The organism is Vagococcus carniphilus (assembly GCF_014397115.1).
GTDB lineage: Bacteria > Bacillota > Bacilli > Lactobacillales > Vagococcaceae > Vagococcus > Vagococcus carniphilus.
Window position 1 is genome coordinate 2,358,856 of the sequence record NZ_CP060720.1, and the last position, 26,352, is coordinate 2,385,207.

The window sequence follows — 26,352 nt, forward strand, 5'->3', positions numbered from 1 at the left end:
ATGTTTCTCCTAATTTTTATTTTCTGGAACATCTTGTAAATTCCACTGCATTTTAGCTTGATATTCTTTACTTTTAGCCACACCTGGTGGAACAGAAATCATTAATCCTTCCTCAGCATTCCATCCCTGACTAAGGTTTACTAACTCACTCATTTCACTATTTCTTTCAACGATAACTGTTTCAGCAGAGGTTGTTATAGGATTTTCTACTTCTTTTGTTTTAAATAGAAATGTTTCTTTTAATTTTTCATTTTCAGTTGTCTTAAAGTCACTTATTAAACGAGCCGTCATTCGCCAATTCTTTTTACCTGCTCGATTATCTTGAACTTGTAAATCTTCATCTTTTGAAAAGACAGAATACGTTTCTTTTTGACTGCTAATTGATAAGTTGTTTCCAAAAGAAAGATGTGTTGGTGACGTAACAAATTCCAAATGACCTTCTTTTATCTTAACTGTCACTTCATTCGAATTAGATTTCTCTAAGGATATTCCACCAGCAACACCATCTTTGAATACAACAGTAAACTTTAATTGACTTCCTATATTAGCTTCTATTTTTATGTTAGCTTTGAATGAAAAATGCAATGTTTCTTGAGGAGAGACTGGTTGAGTTAATTCTGCTTTTACTCGTTTAGTTTCCTTATCATAAACTCCGGTTCCTACTTCTATCCCCTCTTTAGTAGTTAACTTTACATCTGTTACCTTCTCCAGATTCTCATCTAAAATGGTCTCAACAGACATTTTTTCATACTCTTTTTCTCTCAACATTTCATTAGGTTTTAGTTCTCCTGAAAAAATTAACTTTTCTCCAAGAATTCCACTCTCCGCAAGTGTCCCATCTTCATGATGAACTTTCGCTTCAACCTTACTTTTTACAGGAATAATTTCAGTCTCAAATGAATTAGAACTTGCTTTAGAAATAGAGAGTCCGTCATCTGTCGTTCCTTCTAATTGGGTTAAAGAATTAATTTTAGTACCTACTGGTGTTTCTTGTTTAATATTTGCAAAGAATTCTAATATTATTTTTTGAGATAATGGAACCCTTTCATCAGTTGTTAGAGATAATTTTTTATCTTTTATTTCTGAAGAATTAATTTTTAATTCTCTACCATCCTCAGTAGTTAATTTAAACTCAGATAGATTCTCCAAGTATTTATCTATTGGAGAAATAAATTTTAAACTATTATAAGTTGCTGAAACATCATTAATAGAAGCTAGCTCTATTTTAAATTTTAATTTTTCACCTGGATAAGCTTGATTAGCTAACTCACTATCTTCTCGGAAAACTGTTTCTTTTAATTTCGGCTTAATCACATAGGAGAGATTAACTGTTCTCTCTTTAGATTTTTCTTGATTGGAACTAATTAAATAAACCTTTACCTTATGGTTATTTTTTGAAAGATTTGGAATAGTTGTTTTCCATTCATAAGCTTCACCTGGATTTATATTCGACAGGTTCTCTGCAAATCTTATAGGTTTACCATCATCCACCGAATAGTACAAATTAACAAGATCAGACTTATTATCAAACCACTCACCTGATATCTCAAAATCTCCACCTTCAAAAGTTTGATCATTTTCATTTAACGTAATAACAGGGTCTCCATCATCTTTTTGGATACCGACGATATACCCCATATCAAAATTTTGACCGACTTTTAAGTTTAGTGGTTGGCTTTTCATTGAAATACCAGTATCGATATTATCAGCTGCAATTTCTCCGTAGTTTTTGTTTGAATTCTCCATTCCGATAGAATCCATTGAATTGAACCCCTTATCCATACTTCCTTGTTGTTTAATGAAAGTAGCTGGTGTTAAAAATTCTCCACCCATCCAGTTAGTTGGTCCATCTGGTACATTGAATCGATATTCTAATTTATATTCGCCGACTTCAATATAAAGTCCTTTATTTTTTCCCAAAAATTTAATCGGAACATCATCATTTCCATTAAGCATTGTGTCATAAGCAGCCCCAACAACAATGTTTTCTTGTGTTTTTCCACCTATATTCGTGTATCTTGTATTAACACGAACAAAACCACTTTGCATTCCATAAACAATTGTTGAACTTCTCATATTTACTACATCATCATCAATTATTACTAAGTACGCAGGTAATCCATTTAACATTGTCTTTTTATAATAATGCGTATTTTCCCCACTCATACTAGGCATAATTGCTCGAAAATTTCCTGGTCTATCACCAACAATTGAAGCTCTAGAAGTTTGTAATGTATATTGAGCTTGATAGTAAGCAAAAACATTAGCTCCATCATTTTCGAAATAAATATTGGGCAGACCGAGGTTAACTGGAATGTCCTTATTTTGACTTAAATACATCTCTGGTCCAAATAAATAAGCTAATTTTTGATTATTACCTAGGTCAACTGCTCCTCTTTCAATTGTTGATATTTCAATCCACTCATTATCAGGATCGAAATCTTGATATTGTTCGATATCTTCGTCTACCAATGAGGTTTTTACGTTATGATTGTCTTCAACTGTCTCAGAAAAACAAATAGTAGAAAAACTTATTGAAGCTAATATTGCTATTACAATATGACCAATTTTTTTTCTCATGGCATAACCTCCTTTCATTTAGATAGATTTTTCTACCTCTACCCTTTTATTTCAAATTTAACTATCTTAGTTTTCTAAGTCACGTTTGTTAAATTCTTTTAATAAGAATAACCTCCTTTGTTTAAAATTTAATCCCTTACACAACACATTCTAAAAAATTGATGTGACACATCAGTGACATTAAAGTGACATCCCTTAAAATTTTAAAAACTAAGATAGTTAATTAGTCCTATTTTCTACCAAATTGCACTCTCTTAAGATAAAATATTTATATAGCAACTTTTTAGTAAAAAAAGTTTTTTCATCCCCCGAAAAAAACTATATAGTCTCACACGGGTGTAGAGTCAATAAAAAAATTTATATTTTTTTACAAGGAGGATTTTATAATGAATTTGATGAGTATTGGAGAACTTGCTAAAGCTTCTGGTATTTCTATCAGAGCACTCAGATATTATGATAAAAAAGGATACTTAAAACCTGACTATATCAACCCCGAAACTAACTACCGATATTATTCAAGTGATCAATTTAGTACACTTAATATACTCCAAATGTTTTCTGAATTTGACATACCTTTAAGTGAAATTGAACAATTAGAGATAAAAGACAATTATTACAACATTGAAGAACTAATAAAAAAAATTGAACAACAAATTCAAGAAAAATTAGCCTACTACCAAACACAACAAATGAGAATTGATGCATTAAAAGAAAATATCAAACGACTAAATTATCTAAAATCAGTTAACAATAAACATAGTTATCAAGATTTTTTTTTATTGCGACATGTTGTTATTAAAGAATTCACTTTAGAAAATCCTTCTTATTTTGATTTTACGGAGATGACTGTTAATCTTTATGATATTGCAATTGAAAATGAACTAACTTCTCTCTTCAATAGAGGGATTTTTAAGATAAATATTAACGGTGAGGAAAAACGTTTTGGCTTTTTGGAGGTTGAAACAACTTCATTTACTGAAAAACAAAAGCAGTTTGTTCATTCTTTTCCTGAGGGAAAATATAACTGTACTCTATACAAATTCGATACGTTTTATTCTAATATTAATATTCTTTGGAATGAAAAATTAGCTCCAAATACTTTACTTATTTTTAATGGTTTATACGATATTGTACATCAATCCACCGCTAGCAATATCGAAAGTCAACGGTTATCTTTCTAAAAAAACTTTCCAAATTAGCTGGAAAGTTTTTTTATACATTAAAAATCATATATATTTGCATCATAGGACAGGCTTTGTATTTCTATATGGGAAGCAGATTTTTGATAATTCTTATCATAGAGACTCGAATAAATAATAAGCTGATTTTCTTCTAGTTCTTTACCCCAAAAAGATTTAAAATCTTGGTAAAATTTATGAAAAGGATAGATAATACAGTCATAATTACCTCTAGGGATTTTTACTACTTGCTTTTGTTGTTCTTCAGATAAATCTTTGGGTAAAATTTCTAAAAATACAAATCTTTTTTCTCCAGATACTGTTTTTACTTTTAAAACACCTCTGTTGAACATCGTAATAAATTTTTCAGCTCGTACCTTCTCATAAACTCTATTTGTCATCTCAGTAAAATCGAGATATAAAGGATTTTCCCCTGTAAATTCTTGTAAAATAAATGTCCTTTCAGGAAAATAATCTTTGTAATGGCCCTTTAGCTTCTTTTTAGCTTGAAGACGTGCTATATTTTTCTCCAACTCCTCTAAACTCTGTTTTAGAATAGTCAAACGTAACTGTTTCTTTTCAATATCAAATTCCATTTCTTTTATCAATTTGAAGAGGTCGAAACTACTGTCTTCTTCTTCAAATTCTTTTACTCGGCTTATAGGAAAATCGAAATCTGAACACAAAAGAATCATGGTCAGTGTTCCAAATTGCTCCTGAGAGTAATATCGGTAGTTAGTTTCGGGGTTGATATAGTCAGGTTTCAAATAACCTTTTTTATCATAATAGCGTAATGCTCTAATAGAGACTCCTGATGCTTTTGAAAATTCACCAATACTGTATAATCTCATTAAAATCAGTCCTCTTATTTTTTAATCATATTAATTTTATTATACGTTATTTAGGAGCTTAATAAAAAAAATTGAGACAAAAGCTATTAACTTGAGTCTCAATTCTTTTAATATTACTTGACTTTTATTTAACACCATTAGCATTTATGTAGCCTTGCCAATTTCCTTTATTATCAAATAAAGAATAATAAGTTGAGCCATTGGCATGGTAATATTTTCCTCTTGCTACAAATGTTTTGCCAACTAATTTATTACTACTTTGACGTTTTTTCCAAGAAAAGTTTTGCCATAACTGGTAGTTTTTCTTAGTCACTTTAACTTTACGACCATCAGCAACGTAAGCTCCTTGTTGACCGTTTCCTATTTTAGTTGCTTTTTCATTGATGTAACCAAACCATTTTCCCTTGTTATCATATAAAGATAAGTAAGTTGAGCCATTAATGTGGTTGTATTTTCCTTTTGCTTGATACGTTTTATTCACTAAACTTGCGCCTGAATGACGATATTTCCAGCCAAAATTGGACCAAGAATTATAATTTTTGTTAGTTAGTGTCACATAGCGACCGTCTTTTATATAAGCGCCCTGTTGACCACCACCTACTTTGACAGCTTTTTCATTTACATACCCGTACCATGTTCCTTTATTATCATAAAGTGATAAATATGTTGACCCATTTTGATGGTTGTATTTTCCTCTTGCTTGGAATGTTTTATTCTGTAAACTTGAGCCAGATTGACGGTGTTTCCAACCAAAATTAGAATAAGTATTATAATTTTTATTAGAGTATGTAACGTAACGACCATCTTTAATGTAGTTTCCTTCAGGCTTAGCTTTAGAAACTTCTACTAAAACTGTTTTAAATGCACTACTTAATGAGTTAGCCATTTTATCTACTTCAGCTTGAGTAGCTTTCTCATTTTTCATTACTTTTTCAGCTTTTTGACGCTCAATCACTAATTTATCCCGTGACTCTTTTGTGTAACGATCATCTTTTTCATAAATTTTAGCGTCATGGATGACCTTGCCTAAACCGATTTTATCAATAGATTCAGAAGGTTTTTCTGATTTTTTTAACTTATTAAAGGCATTAGTTAAAGTCTTGTCTGCAGCATCTACCTGAGCTTGAGTTGCAGAAGAATCATTCAACACTTGAGTTGCCTGATCAAAAGCTTTTTTAAATACATCAAATGTTTCTTTTGTATACAGACTTGGGTTTTCTAAAGCTAAACGTGTGTGGCTAACTGTTTCTCCTAAGAAACCTTTTTCTGCTACAGTTTCTTCGCCTTTAACCGGTTTTAACAGTTCTTTTGTAGCAGATTCTGGTATATTGTTTTTGATTAAAAATTTACCTTCAGTAGTTGTTTGAAGCTCTATTTTAGAAGATGTTACATATTTTTCTGGTACTTCACCCAAAGCTTGATACATAAATACACCATCATATAAAACTAAATAATAAGATCCTGAAATTGATTTTTTCATACGACTTGCACGAGCAACTGATGTTCCTTTTTCAATAATAGAACCATCAATTGTTTCTAAATCTATGTTTGTTTTCCCATACTCAACATAAGACTTACCCAAGGTTGATTCACTCGCATATGCAGTTTCTTTTTCGTTAATAAATGGTATTCCTGTCATACTTGTTCCAACTGTTACTAATGCAATCGTTAATGTTATAAATTTTGAATATTTCATTACCATTCTCCTTTTTCCAACATATTAAATAACAACCGTTTTAATTATACCCTATAAAAACTATAAAATGAACACTTATAAAAAAATAATGTACTAAGCAATTTATTAATCAATTGCCTAATACATCATTTCTTTATTTCTTTTTCAAAAACTCTTTAACTTCCAACAAGTCATCAAACTGATATGTTGGTTTATACAATCTCTCTTCATTAATAGGTAAATTTTGTTGCAATAAATATTTCCCTGAGACAGGTTCTAAATCAGTAATATCATCTTCTACTAAAACAGAAGGTATTCCTGCTCTACTTGCTGCCTCTATTCCAGCTAATGAATCTTCTAGTACTAAAGCATCACTTGGTGCGATATTTAGTTTCTCACAAGCTTTCAAAAAGATATCTGGATGAGGTTTCCCTTTGGTAATTTCATCTCCTGCCACAATCACATCAAAAACATCTGGAATTTCTTCAATCTCCAAATAAAAGGAAATAATTTCTCTCTTAGATCCTGAAGCTAAAGCAATCAAGTAGTCATTCGCTTTTAAATAGGCTAATAGCTCTAACAAACCTTTTTTCTTAAACACTCGTCTTTCACTGTAAATAATTTCTTTTTTAGTTTTTGTCATAAAATCACGCCACGTATCTGTTGGTTGCTCATGGCCATATAGATCTTTTAAAGCGGCTCTAAAACCTGCTTCATTTCTACCTGTTAGATGGTAGTAAACATTAGGATTTAATTCAAAATCAAATTCTTTGGCCGTTTTTGTATAGACTCGGTAAGCAAGCCTTCCCGTATCAAACATTAAACCATCCATATCAAAAATTACTAGTTTCAATTTTCCTTCCTCCATCACGTTTCAATTGTTTCATTATAACATAACTAATTCTCATAATTTTTCGCTTCAAACAAGTTGACTTTTTTGGCGCTCAAGTCTAATGTTAAAGTAAGCAAACCTGAGAAAAGGAGGGAGTTTATGACTGATAAATCAAGTATTTTTAGTATGCTTAAATTCATGTTCTCCAAAATAAAAAACGAGAAAAAAATGTTAATTATTAGTTTTACTTTTTTACTTGGTATTTCCTTTTTTGAATTTAAAATTCCTCAAATAACTCAGCAAATGATAGATGTTTCTATTCCAGCTAAATCCTTTTATCAAATTGGTATGAATGTTTTATCTATTCTCGCCTTTGCTCTTTGTTTAAGTTTTTTAACTTATTACTCGAATATTGTCATGAGTCGTGTCAGTCAACACATGATTGCTAACTTACGAGATGAATTATATGAACATGTTTTAAAACAAGACTTTGCTTATTTCGAAAATTCTAAAACTGGTGACTTGATGACTCGCCTAACAGGAGACGTTAAAGCTCTTCAAGATTTAATTTCTGCTCAAAGTTTAAAATTAATTTCTAATTTATTTACTTTTGTCTTCATTTATATTTTTATGCTCATGCAAGATGTTAAATTAACTCTACTCATTACAATCACTTTTCCGCTGCTTTATTTTTTAAATACTTTTTTCAGTAAACATATCAAACAAGCATTTAAAAAGGTACGTGCCTCTACCTCAGAAATTAATAACCATCTTCAAACAAGCCTGACTTCTATTTTGCTTATTAAGACATTTGTTAATGAGGAAAAAGAAGCAGAAGATTTTCATCAATTAAATATTAAAACACGTGATAATTTCCTTGAAGCTATGAAGTATCAAACGGTTTTCTCTCCTACAATTGAATTAGTTAATTACATGGGAATGGCTATTGTTCTTCTTTATTCTGGATATGGCATTATTCACGGTAAGCAAACCGTTGGTGAACTGGTTGCTTATCTGTCGTATTTAAAAATGCTGCAAAATCCTATTAGATCTTTCACTCAAATGGTTAGTAGATTCCAACAAGCAGTAGTTTCTTATCAACGTATTTTAGATATCTATGAAGCTGAACCACTTGTCGTTGATTGTGAGAATCCTATCGTTTTATCTGATTTAAAAGAAAATATTTCATTTGATAAGGTATCATTTCATTACCCAACATACGAAAAAAATATCCTAAACGAACTTGATTTTACACTTGAAAAAGGTAAGATGCTGGCACTTGTTGGTGTCTCTGGTTCTGGTAAAACAACTATAACCAAATTAATCACCCGTTTATATGATGTTTCTTCTGGCGAAATAAGAATCGATAATGAGAATATTCAGCATTTTTCTCTAGGTTCACTTCGTCAAAATATTGGGATGGTGACTCAGGAAATTGAATTAGTTGATGGCACTATTTTAGATAATATTTTATATGGTTCAAAAGAAAAAACGGAAGAAGACATTAGACAAGCGCTAAAAGCTGCAAAGCTAGCTGATTTTATCGACTCTTTACCTAAAGGTCTTCATACAGAAATTGGCGAAAGAGGCATTAAGCTTTCAGGAGGACAAAAGCAACGTGTTGCCATTGCTCGTATTTTTCTAAAAAATGCACCGATTTTAATTCTGGATGAAGCAACAGCTGCTCTTGATAATGAATCAGAAAAATATATCCAAGAATCATTAAATCAGCTACTAAATGACAGAACCTCTCTTGTTATTGCTCACCGATTATCCACTATCCAAAAGGCAGATGATATTATTGTTTTAGAGGATGGTAAGATTTTAGAGCGTGGGACTCATAAAGAATTACTTGCAAGCAGTGGTCGTTATAAAGAGCTTTATGAAGCACAATTCAATTAAAAAAATCCTAAAAATGCCGTTCCAAGAACTCATTTTTAGGATTTTTATTTTATTCTTCTAATGTCCATTCAAGATAACCATCTTGAGCAATCTCAACAGACCAAAAATCTTGTTTAGGATCCAAGTAAGTTATCAATACTCTAATAACGCCTAAATGGCTTACTATCGCAATGTCATCCGCTTGTTTATAATCTTCTAAAATACCTTTAAATGCCTCTATCACACGCTTTTTGAAAGTTAAAAAGGCTTCTGCTTCTGGAGGTATATAATCAAACGGAGCATTTAGCCAAGCTTGCCATTCTTTTGGAAAAGCCGCTTCTATTTCATCAGCAACTAATCCTTCCCATAAGCCAAATCCTTTTTCGTTGAAACCAACTTCAAGTTTTTTAGACTTATCTGGAAAGACAATATCAGCAGTCATTTGAGCTCGTTTTAATCCGCTCGTAAACACGGCATCAACTTTTTTTTCAGCCATTTTTTCTCTTAAATGAGTTGCTTGCTTTATACCTGTTTCATTAATGGGGACATCTAAACTACCATAAAAAGCTCTTTTTTTATTCAGGTCAGTTTCCCCGTGCCGAATTAAATATATTTTTTTTACCATTTAAATCACCATTGAAACAAATAACATAAATATCATTTGACTTAATGGAGAAGCAGCTCCTAACGTATCACCATTTAATCCTTCTATCTTTCGATAAACCATTTTGCGATACAACAGAATGAATAAAAAGACAATACCATAAACAATCAAAATTTTAATACCAAACATTAAATAAAGAGTCATTAAGCCAACTAATTGAGCAATTAAAATATTAATAGGTTTTACTCCAACAAACGTTGTTCCTAACCCTTGAGGATTACTTCCTGAATATGTCATATTATAAAACATTAAACTAATACCCATTTTACCTACCATGTTCATAGCCACAACAATATAAAGAGCTGTTTTCATCGTTAAATCAGAAGACATCTCAAAAAAAGGAACTAACAACATTAAATAGTAAAAAATTAATATTAAAACACCATTACTCCCAACTCGACTATCTTTCATTATTTCTAACATTCGTTCTTTTTTTCTAGATGAAAAAAGGCCATCTGCCATATCTGATATTGCATCTAGGTGAAAACCGCCTGTTAAAACTAAATCAACAAATAAAACAATAATCCAAGCAATATTAAAACTAACTAATTGGGCTGCTCCAAAGAAAAAAAGAGCTTCAATTAAACCAACTAACAAACCAAAAACAGAAAAATATTTTACCCCTGTCTTCATTTTCTCCATTGGTTCATCAACTGGAATTGGGATCGGAATCTGAGTGAAAAATTGAAAATACAGAATTATACTTTTCATTTTTTTATCTCCAATGGAATACCTGCGACAACTAGGTACACCTCATCTGATTCTTTTCCTAAGTATTGATTAACTCGTCCGTAGATATCTCTAAACCATCTCGTAAATGGGTTCTCAGGTACAATACCTAATCCAACCTCATTTGAGACAATAATCAAATCTCCTGATAACTTACGGGCATTTTCAATTATTTTATGCCATTCCACCATAATTTTGGCTTCAATTTTATTCTTTTCATCTTCTGTAAAACCTGCTATTTTCTCATCAATTAAGGCGTAGTCTTCTCCGTACTCATCTACCATTAACGAGTAGAAATAATTAATAGAAAGTAGTGTGGCACAATCTAATAAATATCCCTTGTATTGATGATGTTCGCTTAAAAATTGACCAACATCTCTAAATCGTTCTTCAGTTACCCATTTTTTCGAACGTTGCTCTTGATGTTTTTTTACGCGATCAGCCATTTCTGTATCACCTGGTTGAACAATACTTGTGGCTAAATAACAAACAGAAGGTTCCTCTTTTAATAAATTCTCTGCAAAAGTTGATTTCCCACTTCTTGCACCACCTGTAACGAGAATAATTTTCCCCATCTTAAACACATCCTTTTACTTATTTTTAAATTGACCTAACTCAATTAATTGAGGATGTTTTTTAATAAATTCTTCTTTATGCTCATTTGAAACAGCTACTAGCACAACAGTTGAAGGACCCGCAGATTTTTTTAATTCCGAATTTTCCGGTTCATAAAAATCAAGTGTTAATCCATTTTCTTCTGCCATCAAGTCACCTTCATATTTGATTCCCTTTGAGCCGACTGGCAACAAATCAACAACAGAAACTTCCTGCTTTAATTCATATAAGTCTTGATAGTCACACAGCGTTGAAAGATTTTCAATTACTTCATTTCCAACGTAGGGTGAACCTAGTTGAAATAAGTAATCTGTTGCTTTAATAACTGGTTTAACAAATTTTTCGTTAAACTTCCCTGTCACCGTAATACCTAAAGAACTCATAGTAGTTACCATATTTTCTTCCGTACTACCATTTAAAGGTAACTCTGACAAACCAGCCTTTTTCATTTCACTCTTAATTCCTGCAATCATTCTTTTACCTGTTGGTTCGTACTCATTTCCAATCACATCAACAATTGAAATAGGTTCTGCTCCTACACATAAAAGCTCAAACAAAGGAACTCTGAGGCAGCAAGCCGCTACTACCTCAGGGTCTATTTGAACTGAATCATTGTTTTTTCGTCCAATGCTTGCACTACTGTCACAAGCAATAGCTAACATCACATCAGAAGTAATTTCTAAAAGAGTTAAATCGCGGTATTGATTATTTGTCATGCTTAATACCTTTTTCTTCTAGTACTCTAAAAGTTTCTTTAAATCCATTAATTGTTTTGTCAATGTCTTCATCCGTATGTGCTGTTGACATAAAGTTCGTTTCAAATTGAGAAGGTGATAAGTAAACACCTTGGTTTAATAATTCTTTATGGAAATGACCGAAGTAAGTTTGAGCACTTTCTTTCGATGTTTTAAAATCAATAACAGGATGTTCATTGAAGAAGAAGCCCCACATTGTTCCACGACAAGTTGTTTGAATTGGCACATTGTATTCTTTAGCTGCTTTTTCAATACCATCTGTTAAGCGAAGTGCTTTTTGATTCATCTTGTCATAATCTTCACGTGTTAATTGTTTCAATGTAGCAATTCCTGCAGCCATTGCTAAAGGATTACCTGAAAGCGTACCTGCTTGGTAAACAGAACCAACTGGTGCGATGCCATCCATGTATTTTTTCTTTCCACCAAAAACAGCTGCTGGCAATCCGCCGCCCACTACTTTTCCTAAAGTAGTTAAATCTGGATCGATTCCATATAAGCCTTGAGCAGAATCATAATCACATCTAAATCCTGTCATAACCTCATCTAAAATGAGTAAAGCTCCGTACTGTTTCGTTAATTCTCTGATACCTTTAAGAAACTCTGGTTTAGCAGGAATTAAGCCCATATTACCTGCAATTGGTTCAATGATAACTGCTGCAATTTCATCTGGATAGCGTTTAAAAGCTTCCTCAACTGCCTCTAAATCATTATAATCTAAACTTAAAGTAGCTTTTATTAAATCTTTTGGAACTCCTGGTGAATCATTTAATTCAAATGTTGCAACACCAGAACCGGCATTAACTAAGAAAGAGTCACTATGTCCATGGTAACAACCATTAAATTTAATGAATTTTTCACGATTTGTATAGCCTCTAGCTAAACGAATTGCACTCATTGTTGCTTCTGTTCCAGAGTTAACCATACGCATCGTTTCAATGGATGGAACTCTTTTTTTAACCCAAGTAGCTAATTCTGTCTCTAAAGGAGATGGTGCACCAAAACTAGTTCCTTTTTTAGCTGTTTCAATAACTGCTTCTAGTACTTGTTCTTCGGCATGACCTAAAATCATAGGTCCCCAAGATAATACGTAATCCACATATTCGTTACCATCTACATCATAAATATGAGAACCTTTTGCTTTATCGATAAATAAAGGCGTTCCTCCAACTGATCCAAAAGCACGAACTGGGCTATTAACGCCGCCTGGGAAATAGCTATTAGATTCTTTAAAAGCTTGTTCAGATTTTACTGTTTCTCTCATGGTTATTTATTTCCCTTCTTTCATTTTTTTAGCAATATCTTTAGCAAAATAAGTCATAATCATATCTGCTCCTGCACGTTTCATTGAAACAAGCATCTCATTAACAACACGTTCTTCATCAATCCAACCATTTTGAGCTGCTGCTTTTACCATTGAATACTCTCCACTTACGTTATAACAAATAATCGGAGCATCTGTTTTAGTTTTAGCTTCTTTTACCACATCAAGGAAAGACATACTTGGTTTAATAATAAACATGTCTGCTCCTTCTAAAATATCACTTTCCAATTCACGCATTGCTTCACGTCCATTAGCTGGATCCATTTGATATGTTTTTCTATCACCAAATTTAGGTGCACTATCAGCTGCTTCTCTAAATGGTCCATAAAAACTTGAAGCATATTTAACTGCATAAGACATAATCGGGATATCAGAAAAACCTGCTTCATTTAATCCTTCTCTTATCGCATAAACAAAACCGTCCATTGCATTTGATGGTGCAATAATATCAGCACCACTTTCAGCTTGACTGACAGCTGTTTTTACTAGTAACTCTAAACTTTCATCATTTTTAATCACGCCATCTTCAACAACTCCACAATGACCATGATCTGTGTATTCACAAAGACAAGTATCCGCAATGACTAAAATATCTGGGTATTTTGCTTTACTAATACGAATGGCTTCTTGAACGATTCCGTGATTGTGATACGCCTGTGTTCCTACTTCATCTTTATGATCTGGAATACCAAATAGGAGAATTGACTTAATTCCCAACTCATTTAATTCATCCAATTCTTTACTAAAATCTTCTAGAGTATATTGAAAGATACCAGGCATTGAGCTAATCTCTTTTGTTTCTCCTGATTCAACAACAAACATCGGATAAATTAAATCAGTTAATAATAAATGATTCTCTCTAACCATATCTCTCATATATTCTGATCTTCTTAGTCTTCTATGACGCATAAATTTTTCCATTTTACTCTATCTCCTTCATTACTTCTTGATACAAGTGAGCCATATCATAGACTTCCGCTTGTTTAAAAACTTGTTCATTTGAGGCTTCAACCGCTTTTGTTGTAATTGGTCCGATTGAGTAGATTTGCCACTGTGACAAATCAACTTGTTCTTCTTTTGCCACTTCATAAAAATGATGCCAAATACTCGGGCTTGAAACCATCACATCTTTAATTCTATTCTCTTGAAAGACTAATTTCAATGCCTTTCTAGATTGTTCTGGAAAGATGGTTTGATAAATATGTTTTTCAATAACATGATGATGATGATTCTCTAGCTCTTTTGGAATAATATTTCTTGCTAGTACACTATTAGGTAAAAAAATAGTTTGATCTTTTTTTTCCTGATTCAGCTCTAGCCATTCCTGACTCATACATTCTGCAACCGCATGAGTTGGTTGAAAATCAACTTTGAGTCCTCTTTTAAGTAATGCCTCTGTTGTTTTATTTCCAATCGAAGCAATCTTATACTTAGTTAAATCGAACCGGTTATCTAAAAATTTGACCGTATTAGCACTTGTAAAAAAGACCCAATCAAAAGACTCCTCCTCCAATTGCCATTCTACAGGAACAGTGGTAATAAGAGGAATCTCTTTAATCAACATCTCTTTTTTTAAAAATTGTTGCTTAATAACTTCCGGGCATGAGTGTTCCCGTGTGTAAAGGATTGTTTTTAACATAAGTTTGACACTCCTTAATTAATCTGTCAGCACCCTTTTCCTTCAGTAATTCACCTAATTGTTTTCCAGCTTGAATTGGGTCTTGATCTTGACAAATTTCTCGAATCATTTCAGTCCCGTTGTAGTTAGAAATCATGCCTTCAACAACGACATTTCCTTCTTCCACTTTAGCAAATCCACCAATTGGGAAAGTACAACTACCATCCATCGTCCGTAGAAAAGCTCTTTCAGCTTCTACAGCTATTCTAGTGTCTGAGTCATCTAGTGAATTCAGAATATCTAAAACTTCTGTATCCTCTTTACGACACTCAAGAGCAAGTGCGCCTTGACCAATTGCTGGTAAGCATTCTTTATCTGATAAGACATGGAAAAAGACGTCATCTTGAGCAACTTCTAATCTTTGAATACCTGCATGAGCTAATAAGATAGCATCATATCTACCTTCAACTAAGCGTTTAATTCGTGTATCAATGTTTCCACGAAGAGGTAGTATTTCTAAATCTGGTCTTATTTTAAGTAGTTGAGCTTGTCGTCTTAAACTACTTGTTCCAACTTTAGCTCCTTTAGGTAAATTCTCTAATGTTTGATCCTTAACTCGAGTAATCAAACAGTCATGTGGGCTTTTTCTTTTTAACGTACAGCCTATGACTAACTCTTCTGGTATTACAGTTGGTAAATCTTTAAGACTATGGATAGCAATATCAATTTCATTTTCCATTAGTTGATATTCTATTTCTTTTACAAAAGCTCCCTGTCCACCAATTGAAGTTAGACTTTGATCTCTTAAACGGTCTCCCTTTGTTACTATTTCAATTAATTCTAATTCTCTGTCAGGGTATTTTGCTTGAATTTCTGCCATAGCTTGTTTTGTTTGTGTTGTTGCTAACTGACTTCCTCTTGTTCCTACTCGAATCTTACGCTTCACGCTCATTCTCCTCTTCTAACTGAATACCAAAAATTCGTTTAAATAACGCAATATCATAAGCAGCATTTTCTTCTGTTGATAGTTCTTTAATTTCTCGAATTGGTGTTCTTAATGCTTGATTCACAATACTCTTCATGTGTTTTCTAATAATTTTAACTTCACGATCAGATAAGTCTGGTAACTTACTTTGTAAACTATTAAGAGCATTTTCTTCTGCTTCTAACGTTGTACGGCGAAGTTCCTTAATCGCTGGAATAATTCCTAATTGTTTTTCCCACTCTTCAAATTCAGACACAGCAGTATTAACTTCATCTGCAACTTGAAGCATGATTTCTTCACGTCTTTTAGCATTTTGATTAATTCTTTCACTGATGCTATCAACATTATACAAGGTAACTTCTTCAATCAATTGACAGTGAGGATTAATGTTACGTGGAACCCCTAAATCAAATAATAATAATGATTTTTCAAAAGTCACTTCTGACAACAAATCTTTTGTAATAAAAGAATGTTCCGTTGAAACAGCAGATATTAATATATCCGCTTGATCCAAATGATTTGTCAATTCACTTAAGGGATGACAATTAGTTGTAAGAGATGATAAAGACGCTATTTTTTCAGCATTTTCTACTGTTCGATTAAAAATAGTTACTTCTCCGACATTAAAATTATCTAGATTTTTAAGAACCAATTGACTCATTTGACCTGCACCAACTACAAATAAATGCTTGTCTGACAAATCTTGACATTCTTCTTTAGCAATCTGCAAAGCAGAATGACTTAATGAGGCAGATGAATCATTAAATTTATATAAATGATGCATTTTTTTTGAAAAACTAATCATCTCATTAAATAACTTATTGAAAATTGTTCCCGTTGTTCCTGCTTGTTGTGCTTCAAGAAAACTTGTTTTTAATTGACCTAGAATTTGAGTTTCTCCAAGAACGGCTGAATCTAATCCACAGCCTAATCTAAAACAATGAGTCAAGGCTTCATGACCTTCTTTAAATTCTAAATAATTCGATAGTTCTTCTGCTTCTACTCCAAAAAAATCGGCTAAAAAGTGTTTAGTATAATATTTACCAGTATGTAACTGGTCCACAACTACATAAATTTCAGTTCGATTACAGGTACTAATAATGACATTTTCTAAAACACTTTTTGTTTGAAATAATTCTTTATTCGCTGCTGTGATATCTTGATTAAGAAAAGTAACTTTTTCTCTTAATCTCACTGGCGTATTTTTATAAGTTAATCCGACATATAAAACGTGCATAACTTTTGACTCCTTATTTGTTTTCCAACCATTCTTGCAATTCAATTCTTGTTTTTTTAGCAACTAGAGGCGATGCCCCTTCTGTTGATATCCCGATTTTTAACCCATCGTGTTTAATCATCGACATATTATAAAACTCAGATATTTCTTTATTACTTACAACATTTACAATTTGAGAAGGTAGTGCTTCTTCTAATATTTGTTCATTTAATGGTTTATCATCTGTACAGGCAAAAATTAATGAAGCTGAAGGAAAAATATCTCCTGTTTCATATTTTTTTTGAATCCACGTGACTTTTGTCGCATCAATTCCTTCATCAAGAGTTGGACTAATAATGGTAATGATAGCTTCTTCGCTAATTAGTCCTTTGACTTTTCTAGCAGCAATCTTTCCTCCCCCAACGATTAATACTTCTTTATTCTTTAGATTTACTGTTATTGGATACACGTTTTTCACCTCTTGAAAAGACTTTTGGACTATTTTGATAATCAATTTCTACTTCACCTGACTGAGAGTTTATCCATCTTGCTAGAACAAAAAAATAATCAGATAAACGGTTTAAAGCAATCAACACTTCTTGGTTGACGTCTTCCTGTTCATCAACCAGAAAAACCACGCAACGTTCTGCTCTTCTTGTAACGGTTCTAGCCATTTGAATACAACTAGCAAATGGAGTGCCTCCTGGTAAAATGAATTTATTGATTTTTGGACACTCTGCCCAATACGCATCAATTCGTTGTTCTAACCATGTTGCTTTATCCCCTGTTACTTTATAAGGTCTCATCTCTTTTTTTGGAACTGCTAAGTCACTAGAGCAATCAAAAATCAATTGTTGTACTTCAATCAATTCAGGTTTTAAGTCTTGATGAGCTTCATCAAGTAAAGAAATGGCATGTCCAAGTAAAGAACATAATTCATCTGTTGTTCCATAAGCTTCAACACGAGGATGGTATTTTTTTACCTTTTCACCACCAACAAGCTTAGTCATTCCTCTATCTCCGCCTCGAGTGTAAACTGCCATTTTATTCCTCCTCAGATTGATTCACAATCTCATAAATTTTTTCCATATCTAAGCTTTCTCTTAATGAGTCTGCTAATTTATCATATTGCTCAGCTTTAAAATCTTTATATTCCTGAGTGATATGATTTAAAGGTTCTAACCCTTTATTTTTTCTGACTTTATTTAAGAAATCACGTCTAAACTCACTGCCATCAAACACGCCGTGCAAGTAAGTTCCGTATACTTTACCATCTTCACTAACGGCACCGTCTAAACGATCAACTTCTTTATTATTCTCTGTTGTGATGTGAGCAAATGGTTCCACGCCTTTTAAAGTCGTTTCTCCCATATGTATTTCATACCCTGTTACTTCAAGCACATCTCGTTTTCCTTTAACTTGAGCAGTCACTTTTGTTTCCAGCATCGTTGTTTCAACTGGTAGAAGACCTAATCCTTTCGTTGAACCTGTTGAAGATTCGACTTGATTTGGATCAAATAATTCTTCTCCTAGTAATTGATAGCCGCCACAAATACCAAAAATATAAGTACCCTTTTGTCTTAGCAACTTGATTTCATTAGCTAAGCCGCTTTCTTCTAAGTAAAGACTATCTTCAAGTGTGTTTTTACTTCCAGGAATAAGTAGAACATCTGGATTTCCAATCACATCCCCTGGAAACACATATCTTAATGACACATCAGGTTCTAACTCTAGACTATTAAAGTCAGTGAAATTAGAAATTTTACTTAAAGAAACAACTGCCACATCAAGCTCTTTATTATTATCATAATGACGATTAACATTTTTTAAAGCGACGCTATCTTCGTCTTCAATTTTGAAATCACCATAAGGAATCACACCTAAAACTGGTACATTGGTTAATTTTTCAATCATCTCTAAACCAGGTGTTAATAAAGCTTTATCGCCTCTGAATTTGTTAATAATAACGCCTTTAACACGAGCTCTTTCTTCCGGCTCTAACAACTCGATTGTGCCATAAATTGATGCAAACACACCACCGCGATCAATATCAGCGACTAAAACAACAGGTGCATCAGCTATTCTAGCCATTCCCATATTAGCAATATCACGGCTATTTAAATTAATTTCTGCTGGACTACCAGCACCTTCAATGACAATTACATCGTTTTCTGCCCCTAATTCTTGATACAACTCAGAAATTTTTCCACTTAATGTCGGTTTAAATTCATGGTATTCAACAGCGTCCATGTTATCTAAAACTTTTCCATTAAAAATAACTTGAGATTTTCTATCTGAAGTTGGTTTTAATAGCACTGGATTCATTCTTACATCAGGTTCTTTTCCCGCTGCTTCAGACTGAAAAACTTGTGCTCTTCCCATCTCATGTCCCGTTAAGGTGATATAGGAATTAAGTGCCATATTTTGTGACTTAAAAGGAACAACTTCTAATCCATCTTGATAAAAAATTCGGCATAGACCTGCCACTAAAATACTCTTACCAACATCTGACGCTGTTCCTTGAATCATAATACTTTTAACCATTAACTTATCCCCCAACTCTTGAATTTTTATAGAATGAGTCCTCATCTTTATAAAGAGGAATATCTAATTGTTGATGCATTTTAACCAACCAAGGTTGTTCCAACTTAGCATCAAGTAATAATTCTCTATCTAAAAATATTTTATCTTTCGTTCCTTCTAAAATAAGGGAACCTTGTTTAATGACATAAAAGTACTCACATACTTCATACATTAAATCCATATCATGACTTGATAGGATTACTTTTTTATTTTCTGAAATTAATCGCTTAATAATTTCAATCATATGTCCTCTACCAGCAGGATCTAGTCCTGCGGTTGGCTCATCTAACAAAATCCATTCTGTCTCTAGAACAATCACACTTGCAATGGCTACACGTTTTTTTTGACCATAGCTCAAATATTGAATTGGTTTATTTCTTAAATGTTGAATGTCTAACAAGTCAAATGCTTTATTCATCCTCCTAGCAATCTCATCTTCTGAAACAGCTAAGTTCTTCAAGGCAAATGCCACATCATCTTCAACGATTGAATAAAACATTTGCTGTTCAGGTTCCTGAAAAACCATTCCTACATTTTTACGAAATTCAGTTAAACTTTTCTTCTTATAATCTAACTCTTTTTCATTAAAAATAATCTTTCCTTTTGTTGGCTTTAATAGACCAACAATCGTTTGAAATAAAGTAGATTTTCCTGAACCATTGGCTCCTATGATACCGATTGGTGTATTCGTATCAAACGTCATACAAATATCATTTAATACCTGATTTTTCTTATCATAAGAAACACAAACATTTTCAATTTTTAACATAATTAAACCTTCTTTCAATCTAGAGGAAAATCGCCATTAAAAAACTTCATCTCAAGAGCTATCATCATTTGTTTATACCTAGCCATACTTTGAACAAATAACACTCTAAATAATAATCCAAGAGATTGATAACTTGTTCTTAACGTTTGATAACCAAATCGAATGTTTTGAGACTGATGAATTAGAAGCATCTCATCCAGTAAAATAAAAATAAAACGATACATCAACATAGTAATTTCAATTAAGTAGCTTGGCAGATGACACTTTCTCAATACCAGTAAAATTTGATTGAAAGGCACACTCATTGAATAAAAATAGGTACAAGCTAAACAACCAAACGACCTAAAAAAGAGTTTATATCCCATCATTAAAGAGGCTTCATTAGCTCCAATATATCTCCCAAATAAGTGAGCTGAAAAAATCAGCTCACTTTTTGAGTTTGATATTGTTAAAATAATTGTTATGAAACTAACTAGTAAAAAAGGTAATGGAACTAATAACCACTTTAAGTATCGTCTAACTGATATTTGTGCCGTATAAATGGTTGCAATTCCGATAACTATAATACCTATCATTTGAAAAATAGGCGGCAGAGCAAACATATAAACAAGCAAAAGCAGATAGCAAATTGACTTAGCAACTGGTGAAACATCCCTTAATTTACTTTCATAAGCAATCTTATCAATCAATAACATTTTTATTTTTACCTTTATTAAAGCCTATAACATAAGCGATAATAGCTGCTCCAATACTTCCTTGAAGCGTAAATAATAAACTTTCTATTTCCCCACTTTTTGGTTCGATTAATGGCTCAAACCAAGGTTCATAATCTGGTTGAATTTCAGTAATCATTTCTTCTGCTGCACCATCTGAACCTTCAAATTCACCTTTTGGTTGTAGTAAAAGTGCTCCAATCACTAATACAACAATAGCAAGAAGCATGATAATGTTAGCTTTAGTTTTACTATTTTTTTTCATCGTAAAATTCCTCCTTGTTCTTTCAGGCTAGAAGTTAATAAGTTATAGATAACAACAGTTAATAAGCCTTCAGCAATACCAATTGGAATTTGAGTAAATAAGAATACTCCCATGAATTTAACAACAGCTCCCATAATACCTGTACTTGGATCTGGGAAGACAATACCTAATTGAATAGAAGTCATCAAGTAAGTTGCGATATCAGCAATAAATGCACACATGAACAAACTAACTGATTTACTAGTATTCATTTTTTTACAAAGTTGATAAACACCATAACCGACAAAGGGTCCAACAACTGCCATAGAAAATGCATTAGCACCTAATGTTGTAATTCCCCCATGAGCTAAGAACAAAGCTTGGAAAAGTAAACAAATAGTTCCTAAAACACTAATAACAGCTGGCCCAAAAATAGCAGTTCCTAAACCAACACCAGTTGGATGAGAAGTTGATCCTGTTACTGATGGAATTTTTAAAGCGGATAAGACAAAAATAAGTGCACCACTCAAGGCTAATAAAACTTTGTTTTGTTTATCAGCTTGAACAATTTTTTTCATTTGCATCAATCCATAAATGAAGAATGGTGCAAAAGCAACATACCAAAAAATACTCCAACCAACTGGTAAAAAACCTTCCATAATATGCATTGCATGTGCTTCTTGCGGTAATATCGTTACTAACATGGCAACAAGAACTAGTCCCATTGCTAACTTTTTCATTAATTTTTTCATCGTACTAATCTCCTTTATATTTTTCTTGTTTTATAGACAATAATTGTTGAAAAATATGAAATTCGCTCAGTTTCATCAAGGTCTTCTAAGCCCATTATTATTTTTTCATCTTCCATTGATGCATTACTAATTAATACAGAAGAAGCTAATAAACCTTTTTCTTCCAATAATTTTTTGATTTTTGGAAGTTCAATTGATACTTTCATAATAATGACTGTAGAAAAAGTTTCTAAAGCTGTGTTTATAACATTTTCACTTGCGGTTGCTGGAACAACTGAATAGGTTTCTTCATCCATGACAAGAGGAATCTGTAAAGCATTTGACATACTACAGAATGAAGAAATGCCAGGAATTGTTTCCGTTTCAATATGATCTGATAATCTTTCTAGTAAATAACTATAAGTGCTATACACCATAGGATCTCCTAAAGTTATAAAACCAACGTTTTTGCCAGCTTTAACTTCCTCTAAGATTTCATTTGCAATATCATTCCAAGCATTCTCTTTTTCAGATAAATCATTGACCATTGGAAAATGACGTTGCTTGATTTCTAATGTTTCGGGTAAATAAGGAGAAACGATTGATAATGCCAAACTCTTCCCTTTTTTCTTTGGTTCTGGTGTATACAGACAATCAATCATCTCTAAAGTTTTTTTACCTTTGACGGTCAAAAGTTCTGAATCACCAGGCCCTGTTCCGATTCCATAAAATTTAGCCATTTATTCACCACCTTCAATAACTTTTTCAGCATGTGCTAAAAACATATTTTGGATTTTAGGATATTCTCCCATTCCTTTAAGAATTGGTTCAACCACAAAACCTTCCTTAGTTAATTGTGATTTCCAAGAATCCTCTTCATCTGAGGCCATATCATTTGTTGCATGGTCTCCTGCTACTAACATAAATGGATGTAAGTAGACTTTTTCAATGTTTGCTTCTTTTAATTTTTCAACCACTGTATCTACACCTGGGTAACTTTCTACTGCACAGATATAAACTGGGTCTTTATATAGCATATGGTCAAGACAAGCATATGCAGTAAATGCTGCATGATGTGTGCCGTGTCCCATTAAAACAACTGCTTCATTTTCTTTTAATGGTTGTGCTAAATCACGTAACCATTCAACAATTTCTTCATAATCTTCAAATTCAGTCATTAAAGGTTTTCCAACTTTAATCACATCAAAATCATTTTTAAAGTGTTGCGCTTGATGGAAAGCTTTTGAATATTCACTACCATTAATCACGTGTAAAGGTTGCATAAATACTTCTTTGTAACCTTTTTCTTTTAATTCAATCATTAACTGATTAACAGTCGGAATTTTAACGCCTTCATTTTCTTTAATTTTTTTGATAACCATGTTAGATGTGAAAGCTCTAAAGACATCACATTCAGGGAATCTTTCTGCCATTCTTTTTTCAACAGCTTCGATTGTTTTTTCTCTTGTTTCTTTGTAACTTGTTCCAAAACTTACTACGATTAATGCTTTTTTCATTACATTTCCTCCTCAATAATTTTGTCCAATACACTCTCAAAGCTTGGGTTTTCAGATTGAATAACTGGTATTTCTTGTGTTTCAAAAATCTTAGCTGTAATAGCACCCATCACAATGATTTTTTTATTTTTAAGCATATCTTTATTTTCTTTTCCTAAGTCTTTAAGGAAATAGTGAGCTGCCTTAGAACTTGGTAAAAAGAAATAGTCAGCTTCTGAAAATTCATTTTCTGGAATGACTGGTGAAGTTACTTCAAAAGGCACATAAGAATCAATAGTTGGATTTAGTTGTTCCAATTGATTCACATAGCTCTTCTCACCGATAAATAACGTTTTTTCTAAGTTATCTTTTTCAAGTTGATAGTCACTTAAAACAGCGTATGTTTCTATTGGTAGTATCCCTAATTTTTTTACAGCTAGTTCTGTGTGATGACCTATTGTGACAAAATCCACATGTTGTAATTGACGGATATCTTGATTCATCTCTTGCAACTTACCAACAAAAAATGACACACTATCAGCATCTAGGAACACTAATCTTTCTTTATTTTCTAAAGAAAATATATCAGTCATTTCCTTTTTAATTAATTTAGGTAATTCAAAAACTGAAGCTCCCGCATCAATTAAACGATGATACATATTTTTCTTACATGTATGTGGTAAAACGATTCGTTTGCCAAATAGCGGTCTACTTTCGTAAAAGTTCAAATAATCTCTTTGAGTTACGACATCACCCATAACAATCAAACTTGGTGAAGTCATTTTTTCTTCTTCAGCAATTTGACAGATAGTTTCAAGTGTTCCTGTAACTGTTTTTTGATCTTTTCTAGTTGCCCAACGAACAATCGCTACTGGTGTTTCTTTATTTTTTTCATGTTTCATTAATTCTGACGTAATTGTTTGGAGTTCAGACATTCCCATTAAAAAAACTAATGTTCCTTCTGTCTTAGCTAAAACATCCCAATCCAATTGATTATCTTCAGATTTCAAATGACCTGTAATCACATGAAAACTTGAAGCAAAATCACGATGAGTAATTGGAATTCCCGCATAAGCCAGACCTCCAATAGCAGAAGTAATACCAGGAATCACTTCAAAGATTAACTCTTCTTCAATGATTCTCTTGCCTTCTTCACCACCACGACCAAAGACATAAGGGTCGCCACTTTTTAAGCGAACAACTCTTTTTCCTTCCTTGGCTTTTTCAATAATTAAATTTTCAATTTCTGATTGTGGGACTTTATGATGTTTAGGTTTTTTACCCACATCAATTAATTCACACTCATCAGAACAATAATTAAGTAAATCTTGATTGATTAATCGGTCATAAAAAACAGCATCTGCTTCTTGTAATTTTCTGACAGCTTTGACTGTTAGTAACTCTGGTTCACCAGGTCCTGCGCCAATTAATGTTATTTGACCTCTCACTTATATTCCTCCAAGCATTTATAAAGTTCCGCTGTATCATTAAAGAGTTTTGGATAATCAATATCCTCTCTTGCGATTACTACACAAGGAATTCCCATTTGATGACATGCTTCAATTTTTTCTAAAATACCGCCAGCGATACCACTTTCTTTTGTGATCATCACTTTAGCACCGTTTTTAGTCATCAATGCCTTATTCATTTCAACTGAAAAAGGACCTTTGATTCCTTCAATTTGATGAGCTTGAAAGCCTAATTTTTCAGTTTCAATTAGCACTTCAGCCGTTGGTAAAATACGAGCAACAATATCTTCAAAAGAAACGTTATCTCTGAAAAACTTCAGCGTTTTACTTCCAGTTGTTAGATAAATCGTTCCAGAGATATTTTCATTTACCCACTGGCAAGCTTCTTCATTACTAGAAACTTTTACCGCATGTTCTAAATTCACACGAGGTCTTTCATATCGAACATAAGCTACACCGGCTTCTTTTGAAGCAGCAATTGCTGTTTTTGATACGATAGCTGCAAATGGATGTGTTCCGTCTAGAATAAGTGACACGTTATGGTCAAGAACAAATTGCTTCATTTGTTCTTGATCCATACGTCCCTTAGTTATTTTTTTTACTTTTTTTTCAGCTAATTGCTCTCCATAATCAGTAACAACTGAGAAACAAACATCGTAGCCACTGCCTTCAAGCGTTTCAGCAATTTTTAAACTATCAGATGTGCCACCTAAAACTAAAATCATAAAGAATAACCTCTAGGTGTTAACATACGTCCATTAGAAACATAAGTCTCTTTATTTCCAACAATAACTACAGTTGTCATATCAACTAAAGTTTCGTCTAAATCTTTAATTGTTGTGATGATCATCTCTTCTTTAGGACGACCAACATCTTTAGCAAGACCAACAACCGTATCTTCACTCTTGTATTGTTTCATAATATCTAAAGCTGTTTTCAAATGATGAGGTCTACCTTTACTTCTTGGGTTATAAAGACAAATAACAAAGTCAGCAGATGAAGCTGCGTGTAATCTTTTTTCAATCATTTCCCAAGGTGTCATTAAGTCACTTAAACTAATGTGACAAAAATCATTCATTAAAGGGGCACCTAAAAGTGCTGCTCCACCAATACTTGCTGTGATTCCAGGAACAACTTTCACCGGAATATCAATATTTTGTTTATGCATTAATTCTAAAATTAAACCAGCCATGCCATAAACGCCTGCATCTCCACTAGAAATAACAGCAACATCTTTTCCTTCTACTGCAATATCAATTGCTTTTTGACATCTTTCAACTTCTTGGCGCATGCCATTATGTACTAGCTCTTTGCCTTTAACTAAATCTTTTACTAATTTCATATAAGTAACGTAACCTACAATCACTTCTGAATTAATAATAGCTTCTTTAGCCTCATAAGATAATTGCTCATGTCCACCTGGTCCTAATCCTACTACGTATAACAT

Annotated in this window: 27 protein-coding genes; 2 read left to right on the top strand and 25 right to left on the bottom strand. The window is 32.7% G+C overall.

The features are described 5' to 3' along the window. Positions 1-9 precede the first annotated feature (9 nt). Positions 10-2,580, bottom strand: coding sequence for a WxL domain-containing protein (locus H9L18_RS11445; protein ID WP_185847414.1), 2,571 nt, complete (start codon positions 2,578-2,580; stop codon positions 10-12). Positions 2,581-2,966: 386 nt separating this feature from the next. Here H9L18_RS11445 and H9L18_RS11450 point away from each other — a divergent pair, with 386 nt between their 5' ends. Beyond that, positions 2,967-3,761 carry a MerR family DNA-binding transcriptional regulator gene (locus tag H9L18_RS11450; protein ID WP_126792133.1) on the top strand — a complete coding sequence of 265 codons (795 nt, stop codon included), beginning with the start codon at positions 2,967-2,969 and terminating at the stop codon, positions 3,759-3,761. Between the two features lie 38 nt (positions 3,762-3,799). On the opposite strand, the gene H9L18_RS11455 is transcribed toward H9L18_RS11450, so the two are convergent. The 3 genes from H9L18_RS11455 to H9L18_RS11465 all read right to left on the bottom strand — a co-directional run bounded on the left by H9L18_RS11455 (position 3,800) and on the right by H9L18_RS11465 (position 7,137). Beyond that, the gene (locus tag H9L18_RS11455; RefSeq protein ID WP_126792131.1) at positions 3,800-4,609 is read right to left on the bottom strand and encodes a MerR family transcriptional regulator; all 810 of its coding nucleotides are present in this window, start codon (positions 4,607-4,609) and stop codon (positions 3,800-3,802) included. 124 nt (positions 4,610-4,733) lie between these two features. After that, on the bottom strand, positions 4,734-6,305 hold the full coding sequence (locus H9L18_RS11460) for an FIVAR domain-containing protein (RefSeq protein WP_185847413.1): 1,572 nt from the start codon (positions 6,303-6,305) through the stop codon (positions 4,734-4,736). 133 nt (positions 6,306-6,438) lie between these two features. Then, complete coding sequence (locus tag H9L18_RS11465) at positions 6,439-7,137, bottom strand: HAD family hydrolase (RefSeq protein WP_246433281.1); 699 nt, start codon at positions 7,135-7,137, stop codon at positions 6,439-6,441. 138 nt (positions 7,138-7,275) lie between these two features. Here H9L18_RS11465 and H9L18_RS11470 point away from each other — a divergent pair, with 138 nt between their 5' ends. Continuing rightward, entirely contained in the window at positions 7,276-9,018 is a 1,743-nt protein-coding gene (locus H9L18_RS11470) for an ABC transporter ATP-binding protein (protein WP_126792125.1), read from the top strand. Between the two features lie 49 nt (positions 9,019-9,067). On the opposite strand, the gene H9L18_RS11475 is transcribed toward H9L18_RS11470, so the two are convergent. Genes H9L18_RS11475 through cobJ form a run of 21 tightly spaced genes read right to left on the bottom strand, consistent with a single transcriptional unit; the run spans position 9,068 to position 26,352 of the window. Continuing rightward, complete coding sequence (locus H9L18_RS11475; protein WP_126792122.1) at positions 9,068-9,622, bottom strand: histidine phosphatase family protein; 555 nt, start codon at positions 9,620-9,622, stop codon at positions 9,068-9,070. Then, positions 9,623-10,372, bottom strand: coding sequence for an adenosylcobinamide-GDP ribazoletransferase (gene cobS / locus H9L18_RS11480; protein WP_126792120.1), 750 nt, complete (start codon positions 10,370-10,372; stop codon positions 9,623-9,625). Further along, positions 10,369-10,965, bottom strand: a complete 597-nt coding sequence (gene cobU, locus H9L18_RS11485) for a bifunctional adenosylcobinamide kinase/adenosylcobinamide-phosphate guanylyltransferase (protein WP_126792118.1) — start codon at positions 10,963-10,965, stop codon at positions 10,369-10,371. Before cobU ends, cobS begins: the two co-directional genes overlap by 4 nt. A gap of 15 nt (positions 10,966-10,980) precedes the next feature. After that, a complete protein-coding gene (locus H9L18_RS11490) occupies positions 10,981-11,721 on the bottom strand; it encodes an AIR synthase related protein (RefSeq protein WP_126792116.1) in 741 nt (246 codons plus the stop codon). Beyond that, complete coding sequence (gene hemL / locus H9L18_RS11495) at positions 11,711-13,021, bottom strand: glutamate-1-semialdehyde 2,1-aminomutase (RefSeq protein WP_126792114.1); 1,311 nt, start codon at positions 13,019-13,021, stop codon at positions 11,711-11,713. Before hemL ends, H9L18_RS11490 begins: the two co-directional genes overlap by 11 nt. 6 nt (positions 13,022-13,027) lie before the next feature. Further along, entirely contained in the window at positions 13,028-14,002 is a 975-nt protein-coding gene (hemB, locus tag H9L18_RS11500; RefSeq protein ID WP_126792112.1) for a porphobilinogen synthase, read from the bottom strand. Position 14,003: 1 nt separating this feature from the next. Continuing rightward, positions 14,004-14,720 carry a uroporphyrinogen-III synthase gene (locus H9L18_RS11505; RefSeq protein WP_126792110.1) on the bottom strand — a complete coding sequence of 239 codons (717 nt, stop codon included), beginning with the start codon at positions 14,718-14,720 and terminating at the stop codon, positions 14,004-14,006. Further along, positions 14,668-15,645, bottom strand: a complete 978-nt coding sequence (hemC, locus tag H9L18_RS11510) for a hydroxymethylbilane synthase (RefSeq protein ID WP_246433282.1) — start codon at positions 15,643-15,645, stop codon at positions 14,668-14,670. Before hemC ends, H9L18_RS11505 begins: the two co-directional genes overlap by 53 nt. Then, a complete protein-coding gene (gene hemA / locus H9L18_RS11515; protein ID WP_126792105.1) occupies positions 15,635-16,921 on the bottom strand; it encodes a glutamyl-tRNA reductase in 1,287 nt (428 codons plus the stop codon). The genes hemC and hemA overlap by 11 nt, the downstream gene beginning before the upstream one ends. 13 nt (positions 16,922-16,934) lie before the next feature. Further along, complete coding sequence (locus tag H9L18_RS11520; RefSeq protein ID WP_126792103.1) at positions 16,935-17,369, bottom strand: precorrin-2 dehydrogenase/sirohydrochlorin ferrochelatase family protein; 435 nt, start codon at positions 17,367-17,369, stop codon at positions 16,935-16,937. Then, a complete protein-coding gene (locus tag H9L18_RS11525) occupies positions 17,338-17,943 on the bottom strand; it encodes a cob(I)yrinic acid a,c-diamide adenosyltransferase (protein WP_126792101.1) in 606 nt (201 codons plus the stop codon). The genes H9L18_RS11520 and H9L18_RS11525 overlap by 32 nt, the downstream gene beginning before the upstream one ends. Position 17,944: 1 nt before the next feature. Next, positions 17,945-19,444: a cobyric acid synthase gene (locus H9L18_RS11530; RefSeq protein ID WP_126792099.1), complete on the bottom strand. Its 1,500-nt coding sequence runs from the start codon at positions 19,442-19,444 to the stop codon at positions 17,945-17,947. 4 nt (positions 19,445-19,448) lie between these two features. Next, complete coding sequence (locus H9L18_RS11535) at positions 19,449-20,252, bottom strand: energy-coupling factor ABC transporter ATP-binding protein (RefSeq protein ID WP_126792097.1); 804 nt, start codon at positions 20,250-20,252, stop codon at positions 19,449-19,451. A gap of 14 nt (positions 20,253-20,266) precedes the next feature. After that, a complete protein-coding gene (gene cbiQ / locus H9L18_RS11540) occupies positions 20,267-20,947 on the bottom strand; it encodes a cobalt ECF transporter T component CbiQ (RefSeq protein ID WP_126792095.1) in 681 nt (226 codons plus the stop codon). After that, a complete protein-coding gene (locus tag H9L18_RS11545; protein ID WP_126792093.1) occupies positions 20,934-21,230 on the bottom strand; it encodes an energy-coupling factor ABC transporter substrate-binding protein in 297 nt (98 codons plus the stop codon). The genes cbiQ and H9L18_RS11545 overlap by 14 nt, the downstream gene beginning before the upstream one ends. Then, on the bottom strand, positions 21,227-21,961 hold the full coding sequence (locus H9L18_RS11550; RefSeq protein ID WP_126792091.1) for an energy-coupling factor ABC transporter permease: 735 nt from the start codon (positions 21,959-21,961) through the stop codon (positions 21,227-21,229). Before H9L18_RS11550 ends, H9L18_RS11545 begins: the two co-directional genes overlap by 4 nt. 14 nt (positions 21,962-21,975) lie before the next feature. Further along, entirely contained in the window at positions 21,976-22,680 is a 705-nt protein-coding gene (locus H9L18_RS11555; protein WP_126792089.1) for a cobalt-factor II C(20)-methyltransferase, read from the bottom strand. After that, positions 22,681-23,457 carry a sirohydrochlorin cobaltochelatase gene (locus tag H9L18_RS11560; protein WP_126792087.1) on the bottom strand — a complete coding sequence of 259 codons (777 nt, stop codon included), beginning with the start codon at positions 23,455-23,457 and terminating at the stop codon, positions 22,681-22,683. Beyond that, positions 23,457-24,884, bottom strand: coding sequence for a uroporphyrinogen-III C-methyltransferase (gene cobA / locus H9L18_RS11565; protein ID WP_126792085.1), 1,428 nt, complete (start codon positions 24,882-24,884; stop codon positions 23,457-23,459). Before cobA ends, H9L18_RS11560 begins: the two co-directional genes overlap by 1 nt. After that, positions 24,881-25,630: a precorrin-6A reductase gene (gene cobK / locus H9L18_RS11570; protein WP_126792083.1), complete on the bottom strand. Its 750-nt coding sequence runs from the start codon at positions 25,628-25,630 to the stop codon at positions 24,881-24,883. Before cobK ends, cobA begins: the two co-directional genes overlap by 4 nt. After that, positions 25,627-26,352 carry a precorrin-3B C(17)-methyltransferase gene (gene cobJ, locus H9L18_RS11575; protein WP_126792081.1) on the bottom strand — a complete coding sequence of 242 codons (726 nt, stop codon included), beginning with the start codon at positions 26,350-26,352 and terminating at the stop codon, positions 25,627-25,629. The genes cobK and cobJ overlap by 4 nt, the downstream gene beginning before the upstream one ends.

Excerpts from the sequence above, each read along its gene's own strand:
- H9L18_RS11470 (WP_126792125.1), top strand. The coding sequence starts at position 7,276 with ATGACTGATAAATCAAGTATTTTTAGTATGCTTAAATTCATGTTCTCC.
- cbiQ (WP_126792095.1), bottom strand. The coding sequence starts at position 20,947 with ATGTTATTGATTGATAAGATTGCTTATGAAAGTAAATTAAGGGATGTT.
- H9L18_RS11455 (WP_126792131.1), bottom strand. The coding sequence starts at position 4,609 with ATGAGATTATACAGTATTGGTGAATTTTCAAAAGCATCAGGAGTCTCT.
- cobK (WP_126792083.1), bottom strand. The coding sequence starts at position 25,630 with ATGATTTTAGTTTTAGGTGGCACATCTGATAGTTTAAAAATTGCTGAA.
- hemA (WP_126792105.1), bottom strand. The coding sequence starts at position 16,921 with ATGCACGTTTTATATGTCGGATTAACTTATAAAAATACGCCAGTGAGA.
- H9L18_RS11555 (WP_126792089.1), bottom strand. The coding sequence starts at position 22,680 with ATGGCTAAATTTTATGGAATCGGAACAGGGCCTGGTGATTCAGAACTT.
- H9L18_RS11445 (WP_185847414.1), bottom strand. The coding sequence starts at position 2,580 with ATGAGAAAAAAAATTGGTCATATTGTAATAGCAATATTAGCTTCAATA.
- H9L18_RS11505 (WP_126792110.1), bottom strand. The coding sequence starts at position 14,720 with ATGTTAAAAACAATCCTTTACACACGGGAACACTCATGCCCGGAAGTT.
- H9L18_RS11525 (WP_126792101.1), bottom strand. The coding sequence starts at position 17,943 with ATGGCAGTTTACACTCGAGGCGGAGATAGAGGAATGACTAAGCTTGTT.
- H9L18_RS11475 (WP_126792122.1), bottom strand. The coding sequence starts at position 9,622 with ATGGTAAAAAAAATATATTTAATTCGGCACGGGGAAACTGACCTGAAT.
- H9L18_RS11550 (WP_126792091.1), bottom strand. The coding sequence starts at position 21,961 with ATGAAAAAATTAATGAAAAAGTTAGCAATGGGACTAGTTCTTGTTGCC.
- H9L18_RS11450 (WP_126792133.1), top strand. The coding sequence starts at position 2,967 with ATGAATTTGATGAGTATTGGAGAACTTGCTAAAGCTTCTGGTATTTCT.
- cobS (WP_126792120.1), bottom strand. The coding sequence starts at position 10,372 with ATGAAAAGTATAATTCTGTATTTTCAATTTTTCACTCAGATTCCGATC.
- H9L18_RS11545 (WP_126792093.1), bottom strand. The coding sequence starts at position 21,230 with ATGAAAAAAAATAGTAAAACTAAAGCTAACATTATCATGCTTCTTGCT.
- hemL (WP_126792114.1), bottom strand. The coding sequence starts at position 13,021 with ATGAGAGAAACAGTAAAATCTGAACAAGCTTTTAAAGAATCTAATAGC.
- H9L18_RS11560 (WP_126792087.1), bottom strand. The coding sequence starts at position 23,457 with ATGAAAAAAGCATTAATCGTAGTAAGTTTTGGAACAAGTTACAAAGAA.
- H9L18_RS11460 (WP_185847413.1), bottom strand. The coding sequence starts at position 6,305 with ATGAAATATTCAAAATTTATAACATTAACGATTGCATTAGTAACAGTT.
- H9L18_RS11490 (WP_126792116.1), bottom strand. The coding sequence starts at position 11,721 with ATGACAAATAATCAATACCGCGATTTAACTCTTTTAGAAATTACTTCT.
- hemB (WP_126792112.1), bottom strand. The coding sequence starts at position 14,002 with ATGGAAAAATTTATGCGTCATAGAAGACTAAGAAGATCAGAATATATG.
- cobU (WP_126792118.1), bottom strand. The coding sequence starts at position 10,965 with ATGGGGAAAATTATTCTCGTTACAGGTGGTGCAAGAAGTGGGAAATCA.
- H9L18_RS11535 (WP_126792097.1), bottom strand. The coding sequence starts at position 20,252 with ATGTTAAAAATTGAAAATGTTTGTGTTTCTTATGATAAGAAAAATCAG.
- cobJ (WP_126792081.1), bottom strand. The coding sequence starts at position 26,352 with ATGTTATACGTAGTAGGATTAGGACCAGGTGGACATGAGCAATTATCT.
- H9L18_RS11530 (WP_126792099.1), bottom strand. The coding sequence starts at position 19,444 with ATGGTTAAAAGTATTATGATTCAAGGAACAGCGTCAGATGTTGGTAAG.